Origin of the sequence: Methanofollis fontis (genome assembly GCF_004297185.1) — an archaeon.
Lineage (GTDB): Archaea > Halobacteriota > Methanomicrobia > Methanomicrobiales > Methanofollaceae > Methanofollis > Methanofollis fontis.
This window is the reverse complement of record NZ_PGCL01000003.1, coordinates 43,096-60,977: the sequence shown is the minus strand read 5'-3', so window position 1 is coordinate 60,977 and position 17,882 is coordinate 43,096. Positions and strand designations below refer to the sequence as shown.

The window sequence follows — 17,882 nt, the reverse complement described above, 5'->3', positions numbered from 1 at the left end:
AATGACTGATCCCACACATACAGGGCACAGGATCATCAACGGCACCCCGGTAGTCCCGGTGAGCGGGCGGATCGATGCATCCACCGCCGCCGACCTCGAACAGGAACTGGCGTCCGCGGTCCGGGACGGTGCATCATCGGTTGTAGTGGATATGACGGACCTTGACTATATCAGCAGTTCAGGTCTGCGGGTGCTCCTTGCGGCAAAGAAAAACCTGAGCAGAGGGGGCGGAACCCTGAAGATCGCAGCCATGAAGCCATTTGTCCGCGAGGTCTTTGAGATATCCGGCTTTTTGCGGATCTTTCCGGTATATCCGGGCGTCGACGAGGCGCTCCAAGAGAAAGGAACCGGTGAATGAACGCAGAGATAGGGGACTTTCTCGTCCTCTTCGAGATGATCTGCGTCATCGTGGTGGCGGCATATTTCATCACCCGCACGACCCTCTTCGCCGCCGTTCTTGACCGGCGCCTCACCATCCGCCATCAGGCGATGCTGATCCTGTTTTTCGGCGTACTCTCCATCTACGGCACCCTGAGCGGTATCGAGGTGCTGGGAGCGCCGATCAATGTGCGGGACCTCGGCCCGATGGTGGCCGGCGTCTTCTGCGGTCCGGTGGTGGGCATCGGTGCCGGCCTCATCGGGGCGGCCTTCAGGTTCGGCATGGGCGGGTTCACCGTCCTGCCCTGCACCATCGCCACGGTGCTGGCCGGTGCGCTCGGCGGCGCCGTCTATCTTCTCCACCGGGGGCGACCGGTCCAGGTCAGGACGGCAGTGGGTTTTGCCGCCGGCATGGAGGGTCTGCATATGATCCTGGTGCTCCTCATCTGCTCGCCGTTTGAGCAGGCATGGGACGTCGTGAGCCAGGTGGCGCTCCCGATGATCCTTGCCAATGCGATCGGGATGTATATCTTTGCGCAGATCATCGTCAACCTCCGCGAGGAGCGGCGGACGAAGACCGAACGGGACGCCTATCACGACGAACTCCAGAGAAAAAAAGCGGAGCTCCAGATCGCAGCGGACATCCAGCAGACCTTCCTCCCCCGCTCCATCCCTCCCCTCAGGGGCTACGACCTCTCTGCGGTCAGCTGTCCGGCCCGCGAGGTCGGCGGGGACTTTTATGATGCCATCCGTCTCCGCTCAGGACGGACCGGGCTTGTGATCGCGGATGTCTCGGGAAAGAGCGTCCCGGCCGCCCTGTTCATGGCGCTCTCCCGGACGATCATCAGGGCGATGGCCACATGGCACGACGACGTCGCCGTCGCCCTTGCAGATGCCAATACCATGATCGCGGAGCAGTCGGATTCCGGGATGTTTGTGACCCTCCTTTACGGTGTCCTTGATGAGGAGGGGCAGAGGTTCACCTATGCCAGCGCCGGGCACAACCCGCCTCTCCTCCTGAAGGCAGACACCGACGAGTTCATCCGCCTGATGCCGACCGGCGTGGCCCTGGGCGCCATGGAGGAGATGGAGTATGGTGAGGAGACGGTTATGATCACGCAGGGCGATCTCCTGGTCTTCTATACCGACGGCGTCACCGAGGCGATCGACCCTGCGGGCGAGGAGTTCGGGGAGGAGCGGTTGAAGCGGACCGTGCTCTCGCACCGCACTGAATCCTCCCGCGACCTGATCCGCCAGATCAGGTCGGCAATCAATGACCATGCCGGTTCTGAACCGCAGTTTGACGATATCACCCTGATGGTGCTGAGGGGGTTGTGAGGGTGGACGGGATCTGTATCGAGGCGGTGATCTCCTCCCTCCCGGAGGCGCTTGCCTATGTGCGTACCGCCCTTGCCGCATCGAGGGTGCCCGAACATGCGGCCATGGAGGTGGAGCTTGCCGTGGACGAGGCGGTCACCAACATCATCATGCACGGATTTGCCGGGGGTGGGGGGCGGATCCGGGTCCTCTGCACCTTCGATGAGGAGGAGATCACCATCAGGATCGAGGACCGGGCACCCCCGTTCGACCCGACGGGTGCAGAGGCCCCTGATACCGATGCCGATATCGATGAACGGCCGATTGGCGGTCTCGGCATCCATTTTATCAGACAGATGACCGACGAGATGCAGTATAGACGACAGAACGGCAGGAATATCCTGATCTTGAAAAAACACGTGCAGGAAGGAAGATAAAATGGAGATTACGACAGAACGGCAGGACGGGATCCCGGTCATCGGGGTGAAGGGGCGGTTCGATGGATATACGGCCGGAAAGGTGGATGAGGCGCTCGATGGCGCCCTCAGGGACGACGACCGCTCGACGGTGATCGACCTGGAGGGCACGACCTATATCAGCAGTGCCGGAATCCGGGTGATCCTTGCCCTGCAGAAACTGCTGAAGGGGCGGGGCGGTGGGACGGTCCTCTGCGGGGTGGGCGAATATCCCATGCAGGTTCTTTCTATGGCCGGTTTCGACCGGGTGTTCACCATCTGCACCGGACGTGCTGATGCCCTCGAACGCTGTCACCGGCGTGAGGATTCCCTCTCCCTGATCGACGAACTGGAGAGCCCGTCGGTGGAGTACGAGGGTATCAGGTTCAGGTTCGAGCGGGGTTCGCCCCGCGACTCGGTGCTGAAGGTCACGGGGAGTCTTGATGACCTCCTCCATTCCCGTCTCTCTGCCGGGGACATCCGCGCCGAACCCTTCTCCGGGATCCGCTATTCCCTGGGGCTCGGTGCCCTCGGTGCCGGTGTGGAGGATGCGATGCCCCTGCTCGGCGAGATGATGACGATCCATGGTGCGATGATCTGGCTTCCGACGGACGGGCACGATACGCCGGATTTCTTTGTGCCGGCCCGGGAGGACGGGGGCGTGGTCGCCTACACCGGGTTCAATGTCTCGCTTGAAGGAGGGTTTCAGGAATTTGCCCTCATCGAACCGTCAAATGGCGATGCCATCTCCCTGGATGCCCTGTATCGTGCGGTGTTCGCCAGGGGACGGGAACGGACGGGCGGGTTCTCCGGGATTGTGGCGGTCGCCGTCTGGGGGGTTGCCGCAGGGGTCGAGAGTTCCGGGATCCGGCGGTCGCCCTGTATCGAGAACGCTCCCGCAGACGGCAGTTCCATCCTTGACGAGGGCATGATCGAGGACTGGATGGATATCGATACCGAACCCCGCTATGACGGCGACAGCATCGTCACGTTCGGCGTCGGCGTCGATCTCTCGGCAGATCTCTGTGCATTTGATCCGTCATCCCTGACGGCGATCTCCTATACCCACCCCGCAGAGGGGGAGGGGAGCGGGGCATATCTCCACAACCATGGCGTGGTCTTCAGGAATGTGCTCTGGGAGGCGGAGAGCGATCTCGAGCAGGGGATCGGACGCTGTCTAGAAGAGGGCGAGTTCGTGGATATGCGCCATCTCCTGGATTCCACTCGCCTCCACCGCGCCCGGATCGGGATCGCCTATATCCAGGAAATCAGGATCTCCTGAAATATCGGTAACTGCCCATAGAAACAGCAGAAAAAGAGATGGATTATTTCGGCATCAGCACGGTGTCGATGACATGGCAGACGCCGTTTGTGCAGACAATATCGGGCTTGATGACGCGTGCGTCGTTCACCCGCACGCCATCGCTGGTATCGATCCTGAGTTCGGCGCCATTCACCGTCTGGGCCGTCTTCATCTTCATCACGTCGGCGGCCATGTACTTGCCGGGCACCACATGGTAGGTGAGAATCCGTCCAAGCTGTTTCTTGTCTTTCAGAAGGTCCTGCATCTGCTGTGCAGGGATCTTGGCAAATGCGGCATCATTTGGTGCAAATACTGTAAATGGGCCTGGAGAGCTGAGCGTTTCTGCAAGCCCGGCGGCCTGCACCGCCTTGACGAGCGTGGTAAAACCGCCCACATCTATCGCCGTTTCAACAATGTTTCTCATCTGGTCATCCCTCCTCCGGGACAGTGACTCAGGGGCGAGATACGTATTTAATACTATTCTCAATTAATGCACATTCATTTACCGGCAATGTGGCCATTGCGTGATTAATTGGCGCAGTGGAGGGTAAAAAACATCATGAATCATGGCCGTCCTGCCCCCAGCCTATATATCCACAGGAAGAGAGTATGCACCGGTATGTACATCCCGAGAGCACGGTGGGACCTCTTCATCGTCGCCCTGACGGCGATAATCGTCACCTGTGCGACGATCGCCTTCTGGCCGCTTATAAACCCCTTAATCGTCGGCATATCTGTCGCTGTCGTGCTGATGCCGCTGCAGCGCCGTCTTTCTGAGGTGGTGGCCCCCTGGATATCCTCGGCCGTGATCACCATCAGCGTGTTTGTCATCGGTTTCCTGCTGATCGTCACCACACTGACCATACTCTCCCAGAACGCCGGGTATCTGGCCGGCATGATCACCACGATCATCGAATGGATACGCTCGATGCTCTCCGGCGAATTTACCGCCCTCATCCCAATCAACGCCTTTCAGGAGGTGTTTTCCTCCCTGATCACCGATATCCAGATCGGGATCATCAACGCCCTCGCCCTGGTGCCGATGGCGATCATCAAGATCATCATCTTTTTCCTGACCGTGTATTTCCTGCTCATCACCGGGGACCGCATCTGGCAGGACATCCTGGGCGTCGTCCCGGTGCGTTCGATGGGATCCTTCTCGCTCTATTCGAGAACCGTCTCCGACACCCTCTACTCCATCCTGGTCGTCCACATATCGATCGCCTTCATCACCTTCTTCCTTGCCCTGCCGTTTTTCTGGCTCCTGGGTTATGATCACGTCCTGTTCTTCTCGATCCTCTCCGCCCTGTTTGCGATCGTGCCGGTGCTCGGGCCGGTATTTCTGATCCTCTTTCTGGGGGTGTACGCCCTCGCCATCGGCGACTGGCGGGCGCTTGCATTGCTGGCGCTGATCGGGTATCCGGTGGTGGCCGGGATGCCCGACCTCTTCCTCCGCCCCATCCTGATGGGGCAGCGGGTGGAGATCCCACCGGTGCTGATATTCATGGCCTTCTTCGGGGGGATGGCGGTGATGGGGGTGATGGGTTTTATTCTCGGACCGCTGTTTGTGGCCCTGCTGCTGGCGGGCTACCGGATCATGGTGAAAGAGTTCTCGCAAACCCGGAACGGCGGCAGCGGATGAAGATGGAGGCGTTCAGGAGGTGTTCGGGAACGTGACGACGATCCCGGTGCCGTCCGGCGATTCCTCGATCCTGCACCGCCCCCCGCAGCGTTCGAACCGGCGGGCATACCCCCCGGCATTCATTCCCCTCCGGTCCGACCAGATGGAGAGGAGGATCTCGCCCTCCACCTCCCCTGCAGTGATGGCGATCTCCTCCGCCCCTTCGGCGGCGCAGTCCTCGCAGACGCCGGCCACGGTATCGCAGAGGCGGAGGGGATCGGTGCGGATGGAGAGGGGGCGTTGTGCTGCCGTATATCTGATGAGCGTCCGGTCGAAGAGCGTGGTCCGGGCAATCCGCGCTGCCAGTGCCGACCTGAATGCCTCTTCGTCGTCCGCAGCCTCGATCATCGCCCTGTCGAGGTCTGCCGGAGAGGTGAGGTCGGCAAGATAGGGCTCCAGGTGGGTGGTGATATCGACGCTCTGCAGGTATCCCCGGGGATCGTCACCATAGATGGTGGAGAGGCAGTCTGAGAGGAGGCGGTTTGCCCGTCTGATGAGTGACACATCTATTCCCGGCACGTCCGACCCGTTCTTCATCGCCGCCTCGATTCTGCCGACCACCTGCGCCGCCTTCAGCACGAACTGGATATCGATCTTCTCCCCCTCCCTGAACTGCTCGGCGAACGATTGAAACTGCGTGAGGACCTGATCGATTGTATCGTTCTCCAGCAGGGTCCGGTATTTTTCCGCCTCCTCCGTTTCGCCCAGGAGGTCGAGATAATAGGAGAGGTAATAGAGTCTCCCGGCGATGATCGGAAAGATCCGGCCTGCCTCATCCAGGAGATCGACGGCATACCCGGTCGAGGCATCCAGGCGGGCCCGGTCGAATCGGATGATATTCGGGAGGTGTTCTGCCTCCTCTTCCAGCCTTTCGAGGGCCCTGATGGCGTCAGGGACGGCGATCCCCCTGCCGTGCCCGCTCCAGCAGTAGGAGATCATGCCTGATGAGAGGAGGTGGCGCACACCTGCCGCTGTTTCCAGGAGATGCTGCCGGTTCCAGCCGTGGAGACCGGCGACACCCGGATTGGCGGCGAACAGAAGGTCTCCGAGGAAGAGGTGGCCGCCGACCCGGACACAGATCGAGTCCGGACTGTGACCGGGTGCGTGGTAGGCGGTGACGGAGAGACCGGAGGGGAAGAGGATCTCCTGGGAGCGGAGCGTTCCTGCGGTCCCCGCCCCCGTACAGATCGGACCGGAGCAATCTTCTGTGCCAAGGAGCGGAATATCGACCGACACCGACGCTATCTCCGTGCCGAACATATCGGCAAGGGTCGGTGCCGGATCGGCATCCTCCAGAGCGCATGCCCCCTCCTCCTGGGCATAGACGAGAACACCGGCAGCAGAAAAGCGGTCCCGGTGCCGGATCAGGTTGCCGACATGGTCGAAGTGGCAGTGGGTGAGCACCAGATATCCCTGCTCTGACTCCCCGAGGGCCTGCTCTATCGCCGCCATCTGGTCGTCGCCTGATCCGGCATCGATGATCAGGCAGTCCGCATCCCTGCGGATCACGAAGACGTTTGAGCAGGTGACGTCTGGATAGCGTGTCAGGGGGAGAAGACGTGCACCATCGGTGCCGGGTATCTCAGTCCAGTCGGTGTCCATGGGCGATTTCTCTCAGGATCCTCGCACCGGCAGGTTATATCCGCGTCGATTCGGCCCGAACGTTCGAGGGCGGATCACTATTCCCGAAACGCACTGGACGGGGGGTTCCACCCCCCGCTCCCCCCGGTCGATGCGATAGGGGCGGGGGTGGTTCCAGGGGACATTCGGGGATGAAGAGAGTGATTTTGTGCATCCATCCGGAATGCATTCAACCGTTTGCCAGAAACATCTGCATCAACCACTTTTCCATGGTTTCAACGATCCGCTCCCTATCCCATCGAGGGGGAGGGTCGGGAGGGGTCTCCCCTCCCGGTCTGGAGCAGATCACTAATCTCGCAAAGCATTGGACGGGGGGTTCCACCCCCCGCTCCCCCCGGTCGATGCGATAGGGACGGGGGTGGTTCCAGGGGACATTCGGGGATGAAGAGAGTGATTTTGTGCATCCATCCGGAATGCATTCAACCGTTTGCCAGAAACATCTGCATCAACCACTTTTCCATGGTTTCAACGATCCGCTCCCTATCCCATCGAGGGGGTGGGTCGGGAGGGGTCTCCCCTCCCGGTCTGGAGCAGATCACTATTCACGCAAAGCACGGGACCGGGGGTTCCACCCCCCGCTCCCCCCGGTCGATGCGATAGGGAGGGGGACGGTTCTCTGTGAGATCTCCGGATGCGAGAGCGTCCCGGATACCATTCTGGAGGGAAGACACACCCGGGGAAAAATCACATGGAACTCCCCCAAATGCATGATTCCATCAATCCCGCCCCTATCCCATCGAGGGGGTGGGTCCGGGAGGGGTCTCCCCTCCCGGTCTGGAGCAGATCACTAATCTCGCAAAGCACGGGACGGGGGGTTCCACCCCCCGCTCCCCCCGGTCGATGCGATGGGGGCGGGGGTGGTTCCAGGGGACATTCGGGGATGAAGAGAGTGATTTTGTGCATCCATCTGGGGGAGATGCTCCGATCCCGGGAGTGAACAAGAGAGTATTCAGCGCTCAATGCCGTATCTGAGGAGACGTTCATGCGGATCTGCCGTCCAAATCCAGACCTGACGGCGGCGGGGGTGAACGCAAGGGTCCGGCAGCAGGACGGATCACGAGTGTCGGGCGCAATTGAACAGTCATTGAGACATCGCCCCAGGTTCCGGTTTTCATTCCCGTATATCCATCGAAATCATTCTCCCCCACCCCGCTCCTCCTTCAACCGCTGCGCCCGGTCCCGCAGTTCGATCGCCCGCTCGAAATCGAGCGCCTCCGCCGCCTCGTACATCCGCGTCTCCAGTTCGATGATCAGGTTCGGGATCTCCGACGTCGGGACGTGCTTTGTATCGGTGAGGTCGACCTCCTTCTCGGGGACCGGTTTTCTGATCGTCTGCGGGACGATGCCGTGCTCGGCGTTGTAGGCGACCTGCATCGCCCGTCTCCGTTCGGTCTCTGTTACGGCGGTGCGGATCGAGTCGGTGAGGGTGTCGGCATAGAGCACCACATGGGCATCGGCGTTCCGCGCCGCCCGCCCGATGATCTGGATCAGGCTGCGGGCGTCCCGCAGGAAGCCCTCCTTGTCGGCGTCCAGGATGCCGATGAAGCCCACCTCGGGGATGTCCAGGCCCTCCCTGAGCAGGTTGATCCCGACGAGGACGTCGAAGCGCCCGAGACGGAGCTGCCTGATGATCTCGGTCCGCTCGATCGCATTGATCTCGGAGTGGAGGTAACGCGTCTTTATGCCCTGTTCGGCCAGATAATCGGTCATCTCCTCGGCAAGACGTTTGGTGAGCGTGGTGACCAGCACCCGCTCCCCCCGCCCGACCGCCGCCCTGATCTCGCGGATCACGTCGTCGGTCTGCCCCTGGATCGGGCGCACCTCCACGACCGGGTCAACCAGACCGGTCGGACGGATGATCTGTTCGACCACATGGGACGAATGCCGCAGTTCGTAGTCGCCGGGCGTGGCCGAGACGAAGATGGCGTTCTGCATATAGCCCTCGAACTCATGGAACTTCAGCGGGCGGTTGTCGAAGGCAGAGGGGAGCCTGAACCCGTATTTCACGAGCGATTCCTTGCGTGACCGGTCGCCGTTGTACATCCCCCGCACCTGCGGCAGGGTCTGGTGACTCTCGTCGATGACCATCAGGAAGTCGTCGGGGAAATAGTCCAGGAGGCAGTAGGGCTTTTCACCGGGTTTTCTCCCGTCGAAGTGGCGGGAATAGTTCTCGATCCCCTTGCAGCTCCCGGTCTCCTCGATCATCTCAATATCGAAGCGGGTCCGCTGCGCCAGGCGGTGGGCCTCGATCATCCCCAGGGAGGGGAGGGTCTCCTCGAGCTCCCGCTCGATCGATGCGATGGCGCGTTTCCGTTCGCTCTCCGGGGTGACGAAGTGGCGGGCCGGATACACATAGAAATAATCAAGCGTTTCCTTCCGCCTGCCGCTCCGCCGGTCGATCTCCGATATCCGGTCCACCTCGTCCCCGAAGAGTTCGATCCTGATGATATTGTTGAAATACCCGGGGATCAGGTCGATGGTGTCGCCCTTCACCCTGAAGCGTCCGGGCATCAGTTCGATGTCGTTGCGTTCATAGAGGATGTCCACCAGTCGCTCGAGGAGATCGGCGCGGCGCAGGCGGTCGCCCCGCTTCACCTCGAACCCCATCCCCTGGAAGTTCTCCGGGTTGCCGAGACCATAGATGCAGGAGACCGATGCCACGATGATGGTGTCCGGGCGGGAGAGCACCGAGGCGGTGGCCGCAAGCCGCATCTGCTCGATCTTCGGGTTGATCGAGGCGTCCTTCTCGATATACTGGTCCTTTGCGGCGATATAGGACTCGGGCTGGTAATAGTCGTAGTAGGAGACGAAGTACTCCACCCGGTTCTCCGGGAAAAACCCCGAAAACTCGTTGTAGAGCTGCGCCGCAAGCGTCTTGTTGTGCGCCACCACCAGCGTCGGGCGCTGCGCCTCCTCGACCACATGGGCGACCGTGAAGGTCTTTCCAGACCCGGTCACGCCGAGCAGCGTCTGAAAGCGCTCCCCTCCCTCGAGCCCCCCGCTCAGCGCCCTGATGGCCCCGGGCTGGGAACCGGCCGGGGAAAAATCCGCATGAACTGAAAATTCCGTCATTGTATCATCGCCTTCTTCCTGAGCAGACGGTTGTAGGTGATGGCGAACCGGTGCGCCTCGTTCCTGATCTCCTGCACGAACAGGGAGGCCTTCTCGTCCCGCCCGATCGGGATCGGGTGGGGGAAGCCCGGCACAAAGATCTCCTCCTCCCGTTTGGCGATGGAGATGATCGGGATCCTGGTGTCGAGACGTTTCAGTTCTGCCATCGCCGCTCCAAGCTGCCCCTTCCCGCCGTCGATGATGATCAGGTCGGGAAACTCCCCGCCCTCCTCCTTCAGGCGGGTGTAGCGCCGCCTGACCACCTCGGCGATCGCCGCGAAGTCGTCGATCCCCTCGACGTCCCTGATCCGGAAGCGGCGGTAGTTCTGTCTGTCCGGTCGTCCGCCGCGGAACTGGACCATCGACCCCACCATCGCCGTCCCCGAGAGGTGGGAGATGTCAAAGCACTCGATCACGTTCGGCGGTTCAGGGAGGTGAAGGGCGCGCCCGAGCGCCTGGAGTTTGAGGTGGTCGCCGAAGAAGGTGATCTCGATGTTCTTAATTGCAAGGTCAAGGAGTTTCTTCTTGTCGCCGCGCTGCGGGACGGTGACCGTCACCCGCGACCCACGGCGTTCGCCCAGATATGCCTCCAGTGCCGGATCGATCGCCTCGGCCAGGATCACCTCCTTCGGCGGTGTGCGCTCGCCATAGTACTGGACGAGAAACTCCTCGAAATAGCCCTCCGACTCAGGGAAGACATATTCCTGTTTGTCGGTCAGGGTTCCCTTGATCACCGCAAACAGCATCAGATAGACGGTGCCGTCCTTCACCATCGAGGCGATGATGTCCTCGTCGTGATCGGTTCGCCTCACCATCCGCTGTCTGGCGGCCAGGTGCTCGACGGCGGCGATCTCGTCCCGCAGTTCGAGGGCGCGTTCATACTCGAGATCGTCCGACGCCCGCTGCATATCGGCTCGCAGAGAGGCGATCAGGTCACCTGTCCTCCCCCTCAGCACGCTGCGGGCCCGATCGATCCGCTCCCGGTATCCCGCCTCGTCGATCGCCCCGATGCAGGGGGCAGTGCAGGTGCCGATATGGTGACGGAGGCAGGGGCGCTTTGGCATCCGCCGGCAGGAACGCAGCCCGAAGGTCTTTTTGACGACGTTGAGCACATAATCCCGCTCTTTTGCCGAGACGAACGGGCCGAAATACTCCCCCTTGCCCCTCGCCTGCCTGGCGATCCCGATGCGGGGGTAGGGCCCCTCTGTCAGGTGGATATAGGCATAGCTCCTGGAGTCCTTCAGGTCGATGTTGTACCTCGGACGGTGCCGCTTGATCAGGGTGTTCTCCAGGATCAGCGCCTCGGTCTCGGTGCCGGTGACGATATAGTCGGCCGAGCGGATCGACTCCACCAGGCGCTCGGTCTTGGGGTCGTGACCCCCCCTGGTGAAATAACTGCTCACCCGCCGTTTCAGGTTCTTCGCCTTGCCGACATAGATCACCCTGCCGGCGTCGTCCATATAGAGGTAGCAGCCCGGCGCTTCCGGAAAGACGGAGTAGTCGATCATGGCCCGGTTCGGTCTTCGGCAACGGCCATTCTGTGGGTTTTCCGGAGGTGCTGGTCACGGTCCAGCAGGGGGCGGAGGAACCGCCCGGTATGACTCTCCTCCACCGCCGCCACCTCCTCCGGCGTGCCGACGGCCACCACATGACCGCCGGCGTCCCCGCCCTCCGGCCCCAGGTCAATGATGTGATCGGCCGATTTGATCACGTCCAGGTTGTGCTCGATCACCACCACCGTATTCCCCTTCTCGACGAGACTGTCGAGCACCCCGATGAGTTTCTTCACATCATGGAAGTGGAGACCGGTGGTGGGTTCGTCGAGGAGATAGACCGTCCGTCCGGTCGCCCGTTTCGAGAGTTCGCGCGTGAGTTTGATCCGCTGCGCCTCACCGCCGGAGAGGGTGGTCGAACTCTGGCCGAGTTTGATGTAGCCGAGGCCGACCCTGGTGAGGGTCTCGAGCCTGTTGCGGATCGAGGGGATGTTCTCGAAGAGGGCCTGCGCCTCCTCCACCGTCATCTCCAGCACATCGGCGATGCTCTTCCCCCGGTAGCGCACCTCCAGGGTCTCGGCATTGAAGCGTCTGCCCTTGCACTCGTCGCACTCCACATACACGTCAGGGAGGAAGTTCATCTCGATCTTGATGACGCCGTCGCCCTGGCAGGCCTCGCACCGCCCGCCCTTCACGTTGAAGGAGAACCTTCCCGGTTTGTAGCCCCGGACCTTCGCCTCCTTTGTCTCGGCAAACACCTTCCTGATCTCGTCGAAGACCTTCGTATAGGTCGCCGGGTTCGAGCGGGGCGTCCGCCCGATCGGACTCTGGTCGATCACAATCACCTTGTCCACGGCTGCGTCGAAGGCGAGGGCGTCGTGGCGACCGGGCGTCGTCCGTGTGCCGTAGATCTCCCGTGAGAGGGCGCGGTAGAGGGTGTCGTCGACCAGGGTGGACTTGCCCGAGCCCGAGACACCGGTGACGACGGTGAGGGCACCGATCGGGACGGCGACATCGATACTCTTGAGGTTGTTCTCCCGGCAGCCGCTGATCCTGATATAGTCGTCAGAGCGCCGCCTATGCGCCGGTAACGGGATGGAGAGGGCCCCGGAGAGGTACTGCCCGGTGAGTGAGGCCGAATTGGCGGCCACGTCCGCCGGCGTCCCCTCGGCCACCACCTCGCCGCCATGGACGCCCGCACCCGGCCCGATGTCCACCACATGGTCGGCGGCGCGGATGGTGTCCTCGTCGTGCTCGACGACGATGAGGGTGTTGCCGATATCCCGGAGTTTCTGCAGGGTCTCGATCAGGCGGTGGTTGTCCCGCTGGTGGAGCCCGATCGAGGGTTCGTCGAGCACATACAGCACGCCGGTCAGGTTCGACCCGATCTGGGTGGCAAGCCGGATCCGCTGCGCCTCACCGCCCGAGAGGGTGCCGGCGCTCCGGGAGAGCGTCAGGTAGCCGAGTCCGACCTCCCGCAGGAAGGAGAGGCGGGCCCGGATCTCCTTGAGCACCTGCCTGGCGATCTCCGCCTCCCTGGGGGTGAGGGAGAGGTCCTCGAAGAAGGCGATGGCGTCGGTCACCGGCAGGTCGGTCACCTCGATGATGTTCTTGCCGCCGATGCGGACGGCGAGCACCTTCTCCTTCAGCCGTTTTCCGCCGCAGCCCGGACAGGGCAGCACACGCATGAACTTCTCGAGCTCCTGGCGCCGGTATTCGGACTGGGTCTGGTGGTAGAGGCGTTCGGCCTGCGGGAGGAGACCCTCCCATGCGCCGGTATGGGACCACGAGGCGTCCCCGCTCTTCATCTGCATCGAGAAGCGGATCCGCTCCTTTGAACCGTACATCAGGGCGTTGAACTGCCCTTCGGTCAGGTCGCGGACTGGAGTGAGCACCGTGAACCCGAAGTGCCGGGCGACCGCCGAGAGGTATTGCGCACGGTATCCGTCGACATAGTTGCGGTAGAGGGCGACGGCGCCGTCGGCGATGCTCTTCGAGCGGTCCGGGATGATCAGGTCGGGGTCAAACTCCATCCTGATCCCGAGGCCGTTGCAGACCTCGCAGGCGCCGAAGGGCGAGTTGAAGGAGAACATCCTGGGCTGGAGCTCCTCAAAAGAGAGGCCGCAGACCGGGCAGGCCATCGAGGCCGAATAGATCTCCTCCTCCCCCTCCTCCCCCAGGACGATGACCAGACCGCCCGATTTCTGGAGGGCGTTTTCCACCGCCTCGACCAGACGGGAGCGCTCCAGGGTCTCGAAGCGGTCGATCACCACATCGATGTCGTGCTTTACATACCGCTCCAGCGGGTGCTCCTCGTCGGTGCGCACGATCTCCCCGTCCAGGCGGACGCGGGCATACCCCTCGGCGTCGAGGTCCTTGAGCACCTGGGCATAGGTCCCCTTCTTCTGGCGGACGACCGGCGCCAGCACCGTCACCGTTCCGGGAAAGGAGGCGGCGATGGCGTCGGCGATCGCCTCAGGGGATCGCGCCTCGATGCGGGTGCCGTGCTCAGGGCAGTAGGGCACGCCGATGCGGGCGAAGAGGAGGCGGAGATAGTCGTAGATCTCCGTCACCGTCCCGACGGTGCTGCGTGGGTTTTTGGATGTCGTCTTCTGCTCGATCGAGATCGCAGGCGAGAGCCCCTCGATGGCGTCGACGTCGGGCTTCTGCATCAGCCCGAGAAACTGGCGGGCATAGGCCGAGAGCGACTCCACGTAGCGCCGCTGCCCCTCGGCATAGATGGTGTCGAAGGCAAGGGTGGACTTGCCCGATCCCGAGACGCCGGTGAGGACGATAAGCCTGTCTCGCGGGAGGGTGACCGTGATATTCTTGAGGTTGTGCTCCCGCGCCCCTTTGATGACCAGGTTTTTCATTATTCTACCCCAATATTTCTCCACACACCCTATTAGTCATGCGGACCGTGACAGCGGCGTGCATTGAGGGGGACGAAAGGAGCATGGAGGAGACCGACGGGTGCGGCATGGAGGCGATCTGCAGGACCGTAGCGGCGGATCTCGACCTCCGGCCGGATCGGGTGGCGGGTGCGGCCGCACTGCTCTCGGACGGGGCCACCGTCCCGTTCATCGCCCGTTACCGGAAGGAGGCGACCGGGGGGCTGGACGAGGTGGAGATCGCCGCCGTCCGGGACGGCATCGTGCGGGTGCGCAGACTCGAGCAGCGGAAGGCGACCGTGCTCGCCGCCCTTGAAACAGGGGGGCACCTCACGCCGGCGCTGGAACGGCAGATCAGGGACGCCCGCACGGAGTCCGTCCTCGAGGACCTCTATCTCCCCTACCGGCCGCGGCGGAGGACGCGGGCATCGGCGGCGCGGGAGCGCGGGCTTGCACCCCTGGCCGACCTGCTGCTCGGGCAGGGGAAGGAGGACCCGCATCGGGCGGCAACGGCCTATATCAGCCCTGATGCGGGTGTGGCGACTGCAGAGGATGCCCTGGCCGGGGCGCGGGACATCATCGCCGGGAGCGTGGCAGAGGACCCGGATACGCGGGCGGCGGTCCGCACCCTCTTCATGAGAGAGGGGGTGCTCAACACCGCGGTCGTCAGGGGAAAGGAGGAGACAGGGGCGACCTACCAGGAGTATTTTCAGCACGCCGAAACCGCCAGAAGCGTTCCGGCGCACCGCCTCCATGCGATGCTGCGGGGGTCGCGGGAGGGTGTGCTCTCTCTCCACTGTACGCCCCCGCCCGACAGGGCGCTCGCCCTGCTCAACCGCCGCCACCGGAACGGGGCGGGTGCCATGTCGGCGGAGGTGGCGCGGGCCGTCGCCGACGGCTATCAGAGGCTGCTCGCCCCGGCAATCGAACGAGAATGCCTCCGTCTCCTGAAGGAACGGGCCGACCGGGAGGCGGTCAGGGTGTTTGCGGAGAACCTGCGCAGCCTGCTTCTCACCCCGCCGCTCGGGCAGAAGACGGTGCTCGCCGTCGATCCCGGATACCGCACAGGCTGCAAGGTCGTCTGCCTTGACCCGCAGGGCGGGCTGCTTGAGACGGCGACCGTCCACCCCCTCCCCCCGCAGCGGCGGGAGGACGAGGCGCGGCAGGTGCTTACCGACCTCTGCCGACGCCACCAGGTCGAGGTCATCGCCGTCGGCGACGGCACCGGCGGGCGGGAGGCCGCCGCCTTTCTCCGGGGCGTAGCCTTCGGGAGGGCGGTCCCGGTCATATCCATTTCGGAGTGCGGTGCATCGGTGTATTCGGCCTCGGCGATCGCACGCCGCGAACTCCCTGACCAGGACATCACCGTGCGGGGTGCGGTCTCGATCGGGAGGCGGGTGCAGGACCCCCTGGCCGAATACGTGAAGATCGAGCCGCGGTCCCTGGGTGTCGGGCAGTACCAGCACGACGTCGACCAGAGCCTCCTGAAATCCGCCCTCGATGACGCGGTGGTGGCGGCCGTGAACCGGGTGGGGGTGAACGTGAATACGGCCGGTCCGTCCCTGCTCTCCTATGTCTCCGGCATCGGGACCGGGCTCGCGGAGCGGATCGTCGCCCACCGGGAGGAGCACGGGGCATTCGGATCGCGTTTCGGTCTCATGGAGGTGCGCGGGTTCGGGCCGCGGACCTTTGAACAGGCGGCCGGATTTCTGCGGGTGCGGGGCGGGGAGAACCCCCTGGACGCCACTGCCATCCATCCTGAGCGCTATGGTATTGTCGAGAGGATGGCCGCCGACCTGGACCGCCCGCTCCGCTCCCTCATCGGCGACCCCACCCTCCCGGACGCCATCGACCTCACCCGCTACGTGACGCCGGATCTCGGTCTCCCCACCCTCCAGGATATCAGAAGCGAACTGAAGCGGCCGGGTCTGGACCCGAGAGGGACGTATGAACCGCCGGAATTCGATGCTGCCGTCCATTCGATCGACGACCTGGAGGCCGGCATGGTGCTCGCTGGCGTTGTCACGAATGTCACCGCATTCGGCGCCTTCGTCGATCTGGGCGTACATGTGAACGGCCTTGTCCATGTGAGCGAACTCTCGGAGCGGTATGTGCGCGACCCCCTCGAGATCGTGCGGGTCCACCAGCGGGTCAGGGTCACCGTCCTCTCGGTCGATGCCGGGCGAAAACGGATCGCCCTCTCCATGCGGGGGCAGGAGCGGGGAGGCGGCAGAGATGGGACGTGCTGAAGGAAAATGCGCCATCTGTGGAAAACCTGCCATCGGCATGGAGATCTACGGCTGCTGCGCTGCCGAGGTCTGCAGGGAGCATGCGAGCGAACGCCTGCTCGCCCTCTCCCCCGGCGAACGGCGGGACGAGGGTGCGTGCATGCTCTGGAGGTACGAATCAGGATGAGCGGTCTCCCCCCGGCGATCGGGCCGGACCCCGTGGTCCTGATACTCGGCAGTTTTCCCGGCGAAATATCGCTCAGGGCCGGCGAATATTACGCCCACCCGGCAAACGCCTTCTGGAGGGTGATGGAGGCGCTCTTCGGGGTATCGCACGCCCTCCCCTATCCTGAACGGCTCCATGCCCTGACCGAACGGGGTGTCGCACTCTGGGACGTGCTCTCCGGGTGCACCCGGAAGGGGAGCAGCGACGCCTCGATCCGGGATGCGGTCGCAAACGATATCCCCGCCCTTCTGGGGGAGCACCCCACGATCCGGGTCGTCGCCCTCAACGGCAGGGCGGCAGAACAATGGCTCAGGAGAACCCATCCGGAGACCTGGGACCTCCCCGGCGTGACAGTGGTGTCGCTGCCCTCCACCAGTCCGGCGCATGCACGCCTCGGCCTCGACAGGAAGATCGCATGCTGGCGCTCGGCGCTCCCCCATCCGCCGCAACCTTGATGTAGGCTGCCGCCCGTCTGCGGGTGATCCTATGGAGCGGCGGGGGGTTCTGCTGGCAGTGGTGATTGCCGCCCTTTTCGGCATCGTCAGCCTCCAGGCCGTTCTGCGGGGGGCGCCCACCCCGCTGGCACTCCTCGTCCGTCTCTTCGCCCTCAACGCCTTTTGCGCACTTGCCGTGGCCGCCATGATGACGCCGTTTCTCGGCGAGATCAGGGCCGTCTTCGGTCGCCCCTTCATCCGGATGCACCATTTCTTTGTCGCCTTCGGTCTCTCTGCCGCCATTCTCCACCCCCTCTCCGTGGCGGTGCTGGCCGCCAGCCCGTCGGTGTTCATCCCGTCGTTTGCCTCATGGGGGGCGTTCTGGGCCCTTGCCGGACGCCCTGCCCTCTACATGCTGATCATCGCCGCCGGTGCCGCCATCTTCAGGCGCCGTCTCGGGGGGGCATGGCGTTTTCTGCACATGCTCGTCTATCTGGCACTGCTCTTCGCCATCGTCCACGCCAACCTCATCGGCACCGACCTTGCAGACCCGGTGGTGGGCATTATCCTGAATGGCGCCGCCCTCGGGGTTTTTGCCGCCTTTGTGCTGAAACGCTACCGGCGGTGGAGGAGGTGAAGGGGAATCGATCTTCTACTACGGCGAGCTCTTCAGGGTCAACCTGATATTTCCGGCCATTATCGGCATGATTCTCCTCTGCACCGC

14 protein-coding genes are annotated in these 17,882 nt (G+C 63.2%); 9 read left to right on the top strand and 5 right to left on the bottom strand.

From position 1 onward, the window contains the following. Position 1 precedes the first annotated feature (1 nt). Genes CUJ86_RS07220 through CUJ86_RS07205 form a run of 4 tightly spaced genes read left to right on the top strand, consistent with a single transcriptional unit; the run spans position 2 to position 3,432 of the window. Positions 2–358 (top strand): STAS domain-containing protein, encoded by a 357-nt coding sequence (locus CUJ86_RS07220; RefSeq protein WP_130646910.1) that lies wholly within the window; start codon positions 2–4, stop codon positions 356–358. After that, the gene (locus tag CUJ86_RS07215) at positions 355–1,716 is read left to right on the top strand and encodes a PP2C family protein-serine/threonine phosphatase (RefSeq protein ID WP_130646909.1); all 1,362 of its coding nucleotides are present in this window, start codon (positions 355–357) and stop codon (positions 1,714–1,716) included. Before CUJ86_RS07220 ends, CUJ86_RS07215 begins: the two co-directional genes overlap by 4 nt. Positions 1,717–1,718: 2 nt before the next feature. Next, positions 1,719–2,132: an ATP-binding protein gene (locus CUJ86_RS07210; protein WP_130646908.1), complete on the top strand. Its 414-nt coding sequence runs from the start codon at positions 1,719–1,721 to the stop codon at positions 2,130–2,132. A 1-nt stretch (position 2,133) separates the two neighbouring features. Then, the gene (locus CUJ86_RS07205; protein WP_130646907.1) at positions 2,134–3,432 is read left to right on the top strand and encodes an STAS domain-containing protein; all 1,299 of its coding nucleotides are present in this window, start codon (positions 2,134–2,136) and stop codon (positions 3,430–3,432) included. Between the two features lie 43 nt (positions 3,433–3,475). Here the strand turns inward: CUJ86_RS07205 and CUJ86_RS07200 are convergent, their stop codons facing one another. Then, positions 3,476–3,877: a fasciclin domain-containing protein gene (locus CUJ86_RS07200; RefSeq protein ID WP_130646906.1), complete on the bottom strand. Its 402-nt coding sequence runs from the start codon at positions 3,875–3,877 to the stop codon at positions 3,476–3,478. A gap of 195 nt (positions 3,878–4,072) precedes the next feature. Between CUJ86_RS07200 and CUJ86_RS07195 the strand changes: the two genes are divergently transcribed. Beyond that, on the top strand, positions 4,073–5,095 hold the full coding sequence (locus CUJ86_RS07195; RefSeq protein WP_165394819.1) for an AI-2E family transporter: 1,023 nt from the start codon (positions 4,073–4,075) through the stop codon (positions 5,093–5,095). 12 nt (positions 5,096–5,107) lie between these two features. On the opposite strand, the gene CUJ86_RS07190 is transcribed toward CUJ86_RS07195, so the two are convergent. From CUJ86_RS07190 to uvrA, 4 genes are all read right to left on the bottom strand, one after another. Beyond that, entirely contained in the window at positions 5,108–6,736 is a 1,629-nt protein-coding gene (locus tag CUJ86_RS07190; protein ID WP_130646904.1) for an MBL fold metallo-hydrolase, read from the bottom strand. Between the two features lie 1,173 nt (positions 6,737–7,909). Continuing rightward, positions 7,910–9,847: an excinuclease ABC subunit UvrB gene (gene uvrB / locus CUJ86_RS07185; protein WP_130646903.1), complete on the bottom strand. Its 1,938-nt coding sequence runs from the start codon at positions 9,845–9,847 to the stop codon at positions 7,910–7,912. Further along, positions 9,844–11,394, bottom strand: a complete 1,551-nt coding sequence (uvrC, locus tag CUJ86_RS07180; RefSeq protein ID WP_130646902.1) for an excinuclease ABC subunit UvrC — start codon at positions 11,392–11,394, stop codon at positions 9,844–9,846. Before uvrC ends, uvrB begins: the two co-directional genes overlap by 4 nt. Beyond that, entirely contained in the window at positions 11,391–14,252 is a 2,862-nt protein-coding gene (gene uvrA / locus CUJ86_RS07175) for an excinuclease ABC subunit UvrA (protein WP_130646901.1), read from the bottom strand. The genes uvrC and uvrA overlap by 4 nt, the downstream gene beginning before the upstream one ends. Positions 14,253–14,290: 38 nt before the next feature. On the opposite strand from uvrA, the gene CUJ86_RS07170 reads away from it, so the two are divergent. The 4 genes from CUJ86_RS07170 to CUJ86_RS07155 are packed head-to-tail and all read left to right on the top strand — an operon-like array spanning position 14,291 to position 17,795. After that, positions 14,291–16,519 carry a Tex family protein gene (locus CUJ86_RS07170; RefSeq protein ID WP_207231390.1) on the top strand — a complete coding sequence of 743 codons (2,229 nt, stop codon included), beginning with the start codon at positions 14,291–14,293 and terminating at the stop codon, positions 16,517–16,519. Next, complete coding sequence (locus CUJ86_RS07165; RefSeq protein ID WP_130646900.1) at positions 16,506–16,685, top strand: hypothetical protein; 180 nt, start codon at positions 16,506–16,508, stop codon at positions 16,683–16,685. Before CUJ86_RS07170 ends, CUJ86_RS07165 begins: the two co-directional genes overlap by 14 nt. Further along, a complete protein-coding gene (locus CUJ86_RS07160) occupies positions 16,682–17,179 on the top strand; it encodes a DNA-deoxyinosine glycosylase (protein WP_130646899.1) in 498 nt (165 codons plus the stop codon). Before CUJ86_RS07165 ends, CUJ86_RS07160 begins: the two co-directional genes overlap by 4 nt. 31 nt (positions 17,180–17,210) lie before the next feature. Then, the gene (locus CUJ86_RS07155; RefSeq protein WP_130646898.1) at positions 17,211–17,795 is read left to right on the top strand and encodes a hypothetical protein; all 585 of its coding nucleotides are present in this window, start codon (positions 17,211–17,213) and stop codon (positions 17,793–17,795) included. Positions 17,796–17,882: the final 87 nt, after the last annotated feature.

Coding starts and splice junctions, on each gene's coding strand:
- uvrA (WP_130646901.1), bottom strand. CDS start 14,252: ATGAAAAACCTGGTCATCAAAGGGGCGCGGGAGCACAACCTCAAGAAT.
- CUJ86_RS07200 (WP_130646906.1), bottom strand. CDS start 3,877: ATGAGAAACATTGTTGAAACGGCGATAGATGTGGGCGGTTTTACCACG.
- CUJ86_RS07195 (WP_165394819.1), top strand. CDS start 4,073: ATGTACATCCCGAGAGCACGGTGGGACCTCTTCATCGTCGCCCTGACG.
- uvrB (WP_130646903.1), bottom strand. CDS start 9,847: ATGACGGAATTTTCAGTTCATGCGGATTTTTCCCCGGCCGGTTCCCAG.
- CUJ86_RS07170 (WP_207231390.1), top strand. CDS start 14,291: ATGCGGACCGTGACAGCGGCGTGCATTGAGGGGGACGAAAGGAGCATG.
- CUJ86_RS07205 (WP_130646907.1), top strand. CDS start 2,134: ATGGAGATTACGACAGAACGGCAGGACGGGATCCCGGTCATCGGGGTG.
- CUJ86_RS07215 (WP_130646909.1), top strand. CDS start 355: ATGAACGCAGAGATAGGGGACTTTCTCGTCCTCTTCGAGATGATCTGC.
- CUJ86_RS07190 (WP_130646904.1), bottom strand. CDS start 6,736: ATGGACACCGACTGGACTGAGATACCCGGCACCGATGGTGCACGTCTT.
- CUJ86_RS07160 (WP_130646899.1), top strand. CDS start 16,682: ATGAGCGGTCTCCCCCCGGCGATCGGGCCGGACCCCGTGGTCCTGATA.
- uvrC (WP_130646902.1), bottom strand. CDS start 11,394: ATGATCGACTACTCCGTCTTTCCGGAAGCGCCGGGCTGCTACCTCTAT.
- CUJ86_RS07165 (WP_130646900.1), top strand. CDS start 16,506: ATGGGACGTGCTGAAGGAAAATGCGCCATCTGTGGAAAACCTGCCATC.
- CUJ86_RS07155 (WP_130646898.1), top strand. CDS start 17,211: ATGGAGCGGCGGGGGGTTCTGCTGGCAGTGGTGATTGCCGCCCTTTTC.
- CUJ86_RS07220 (WP_130646910.1), top strand. CDS start 2: ATGACTGATCCCACACATACAGGGCACAGGATCATCAACGGCACCCCG.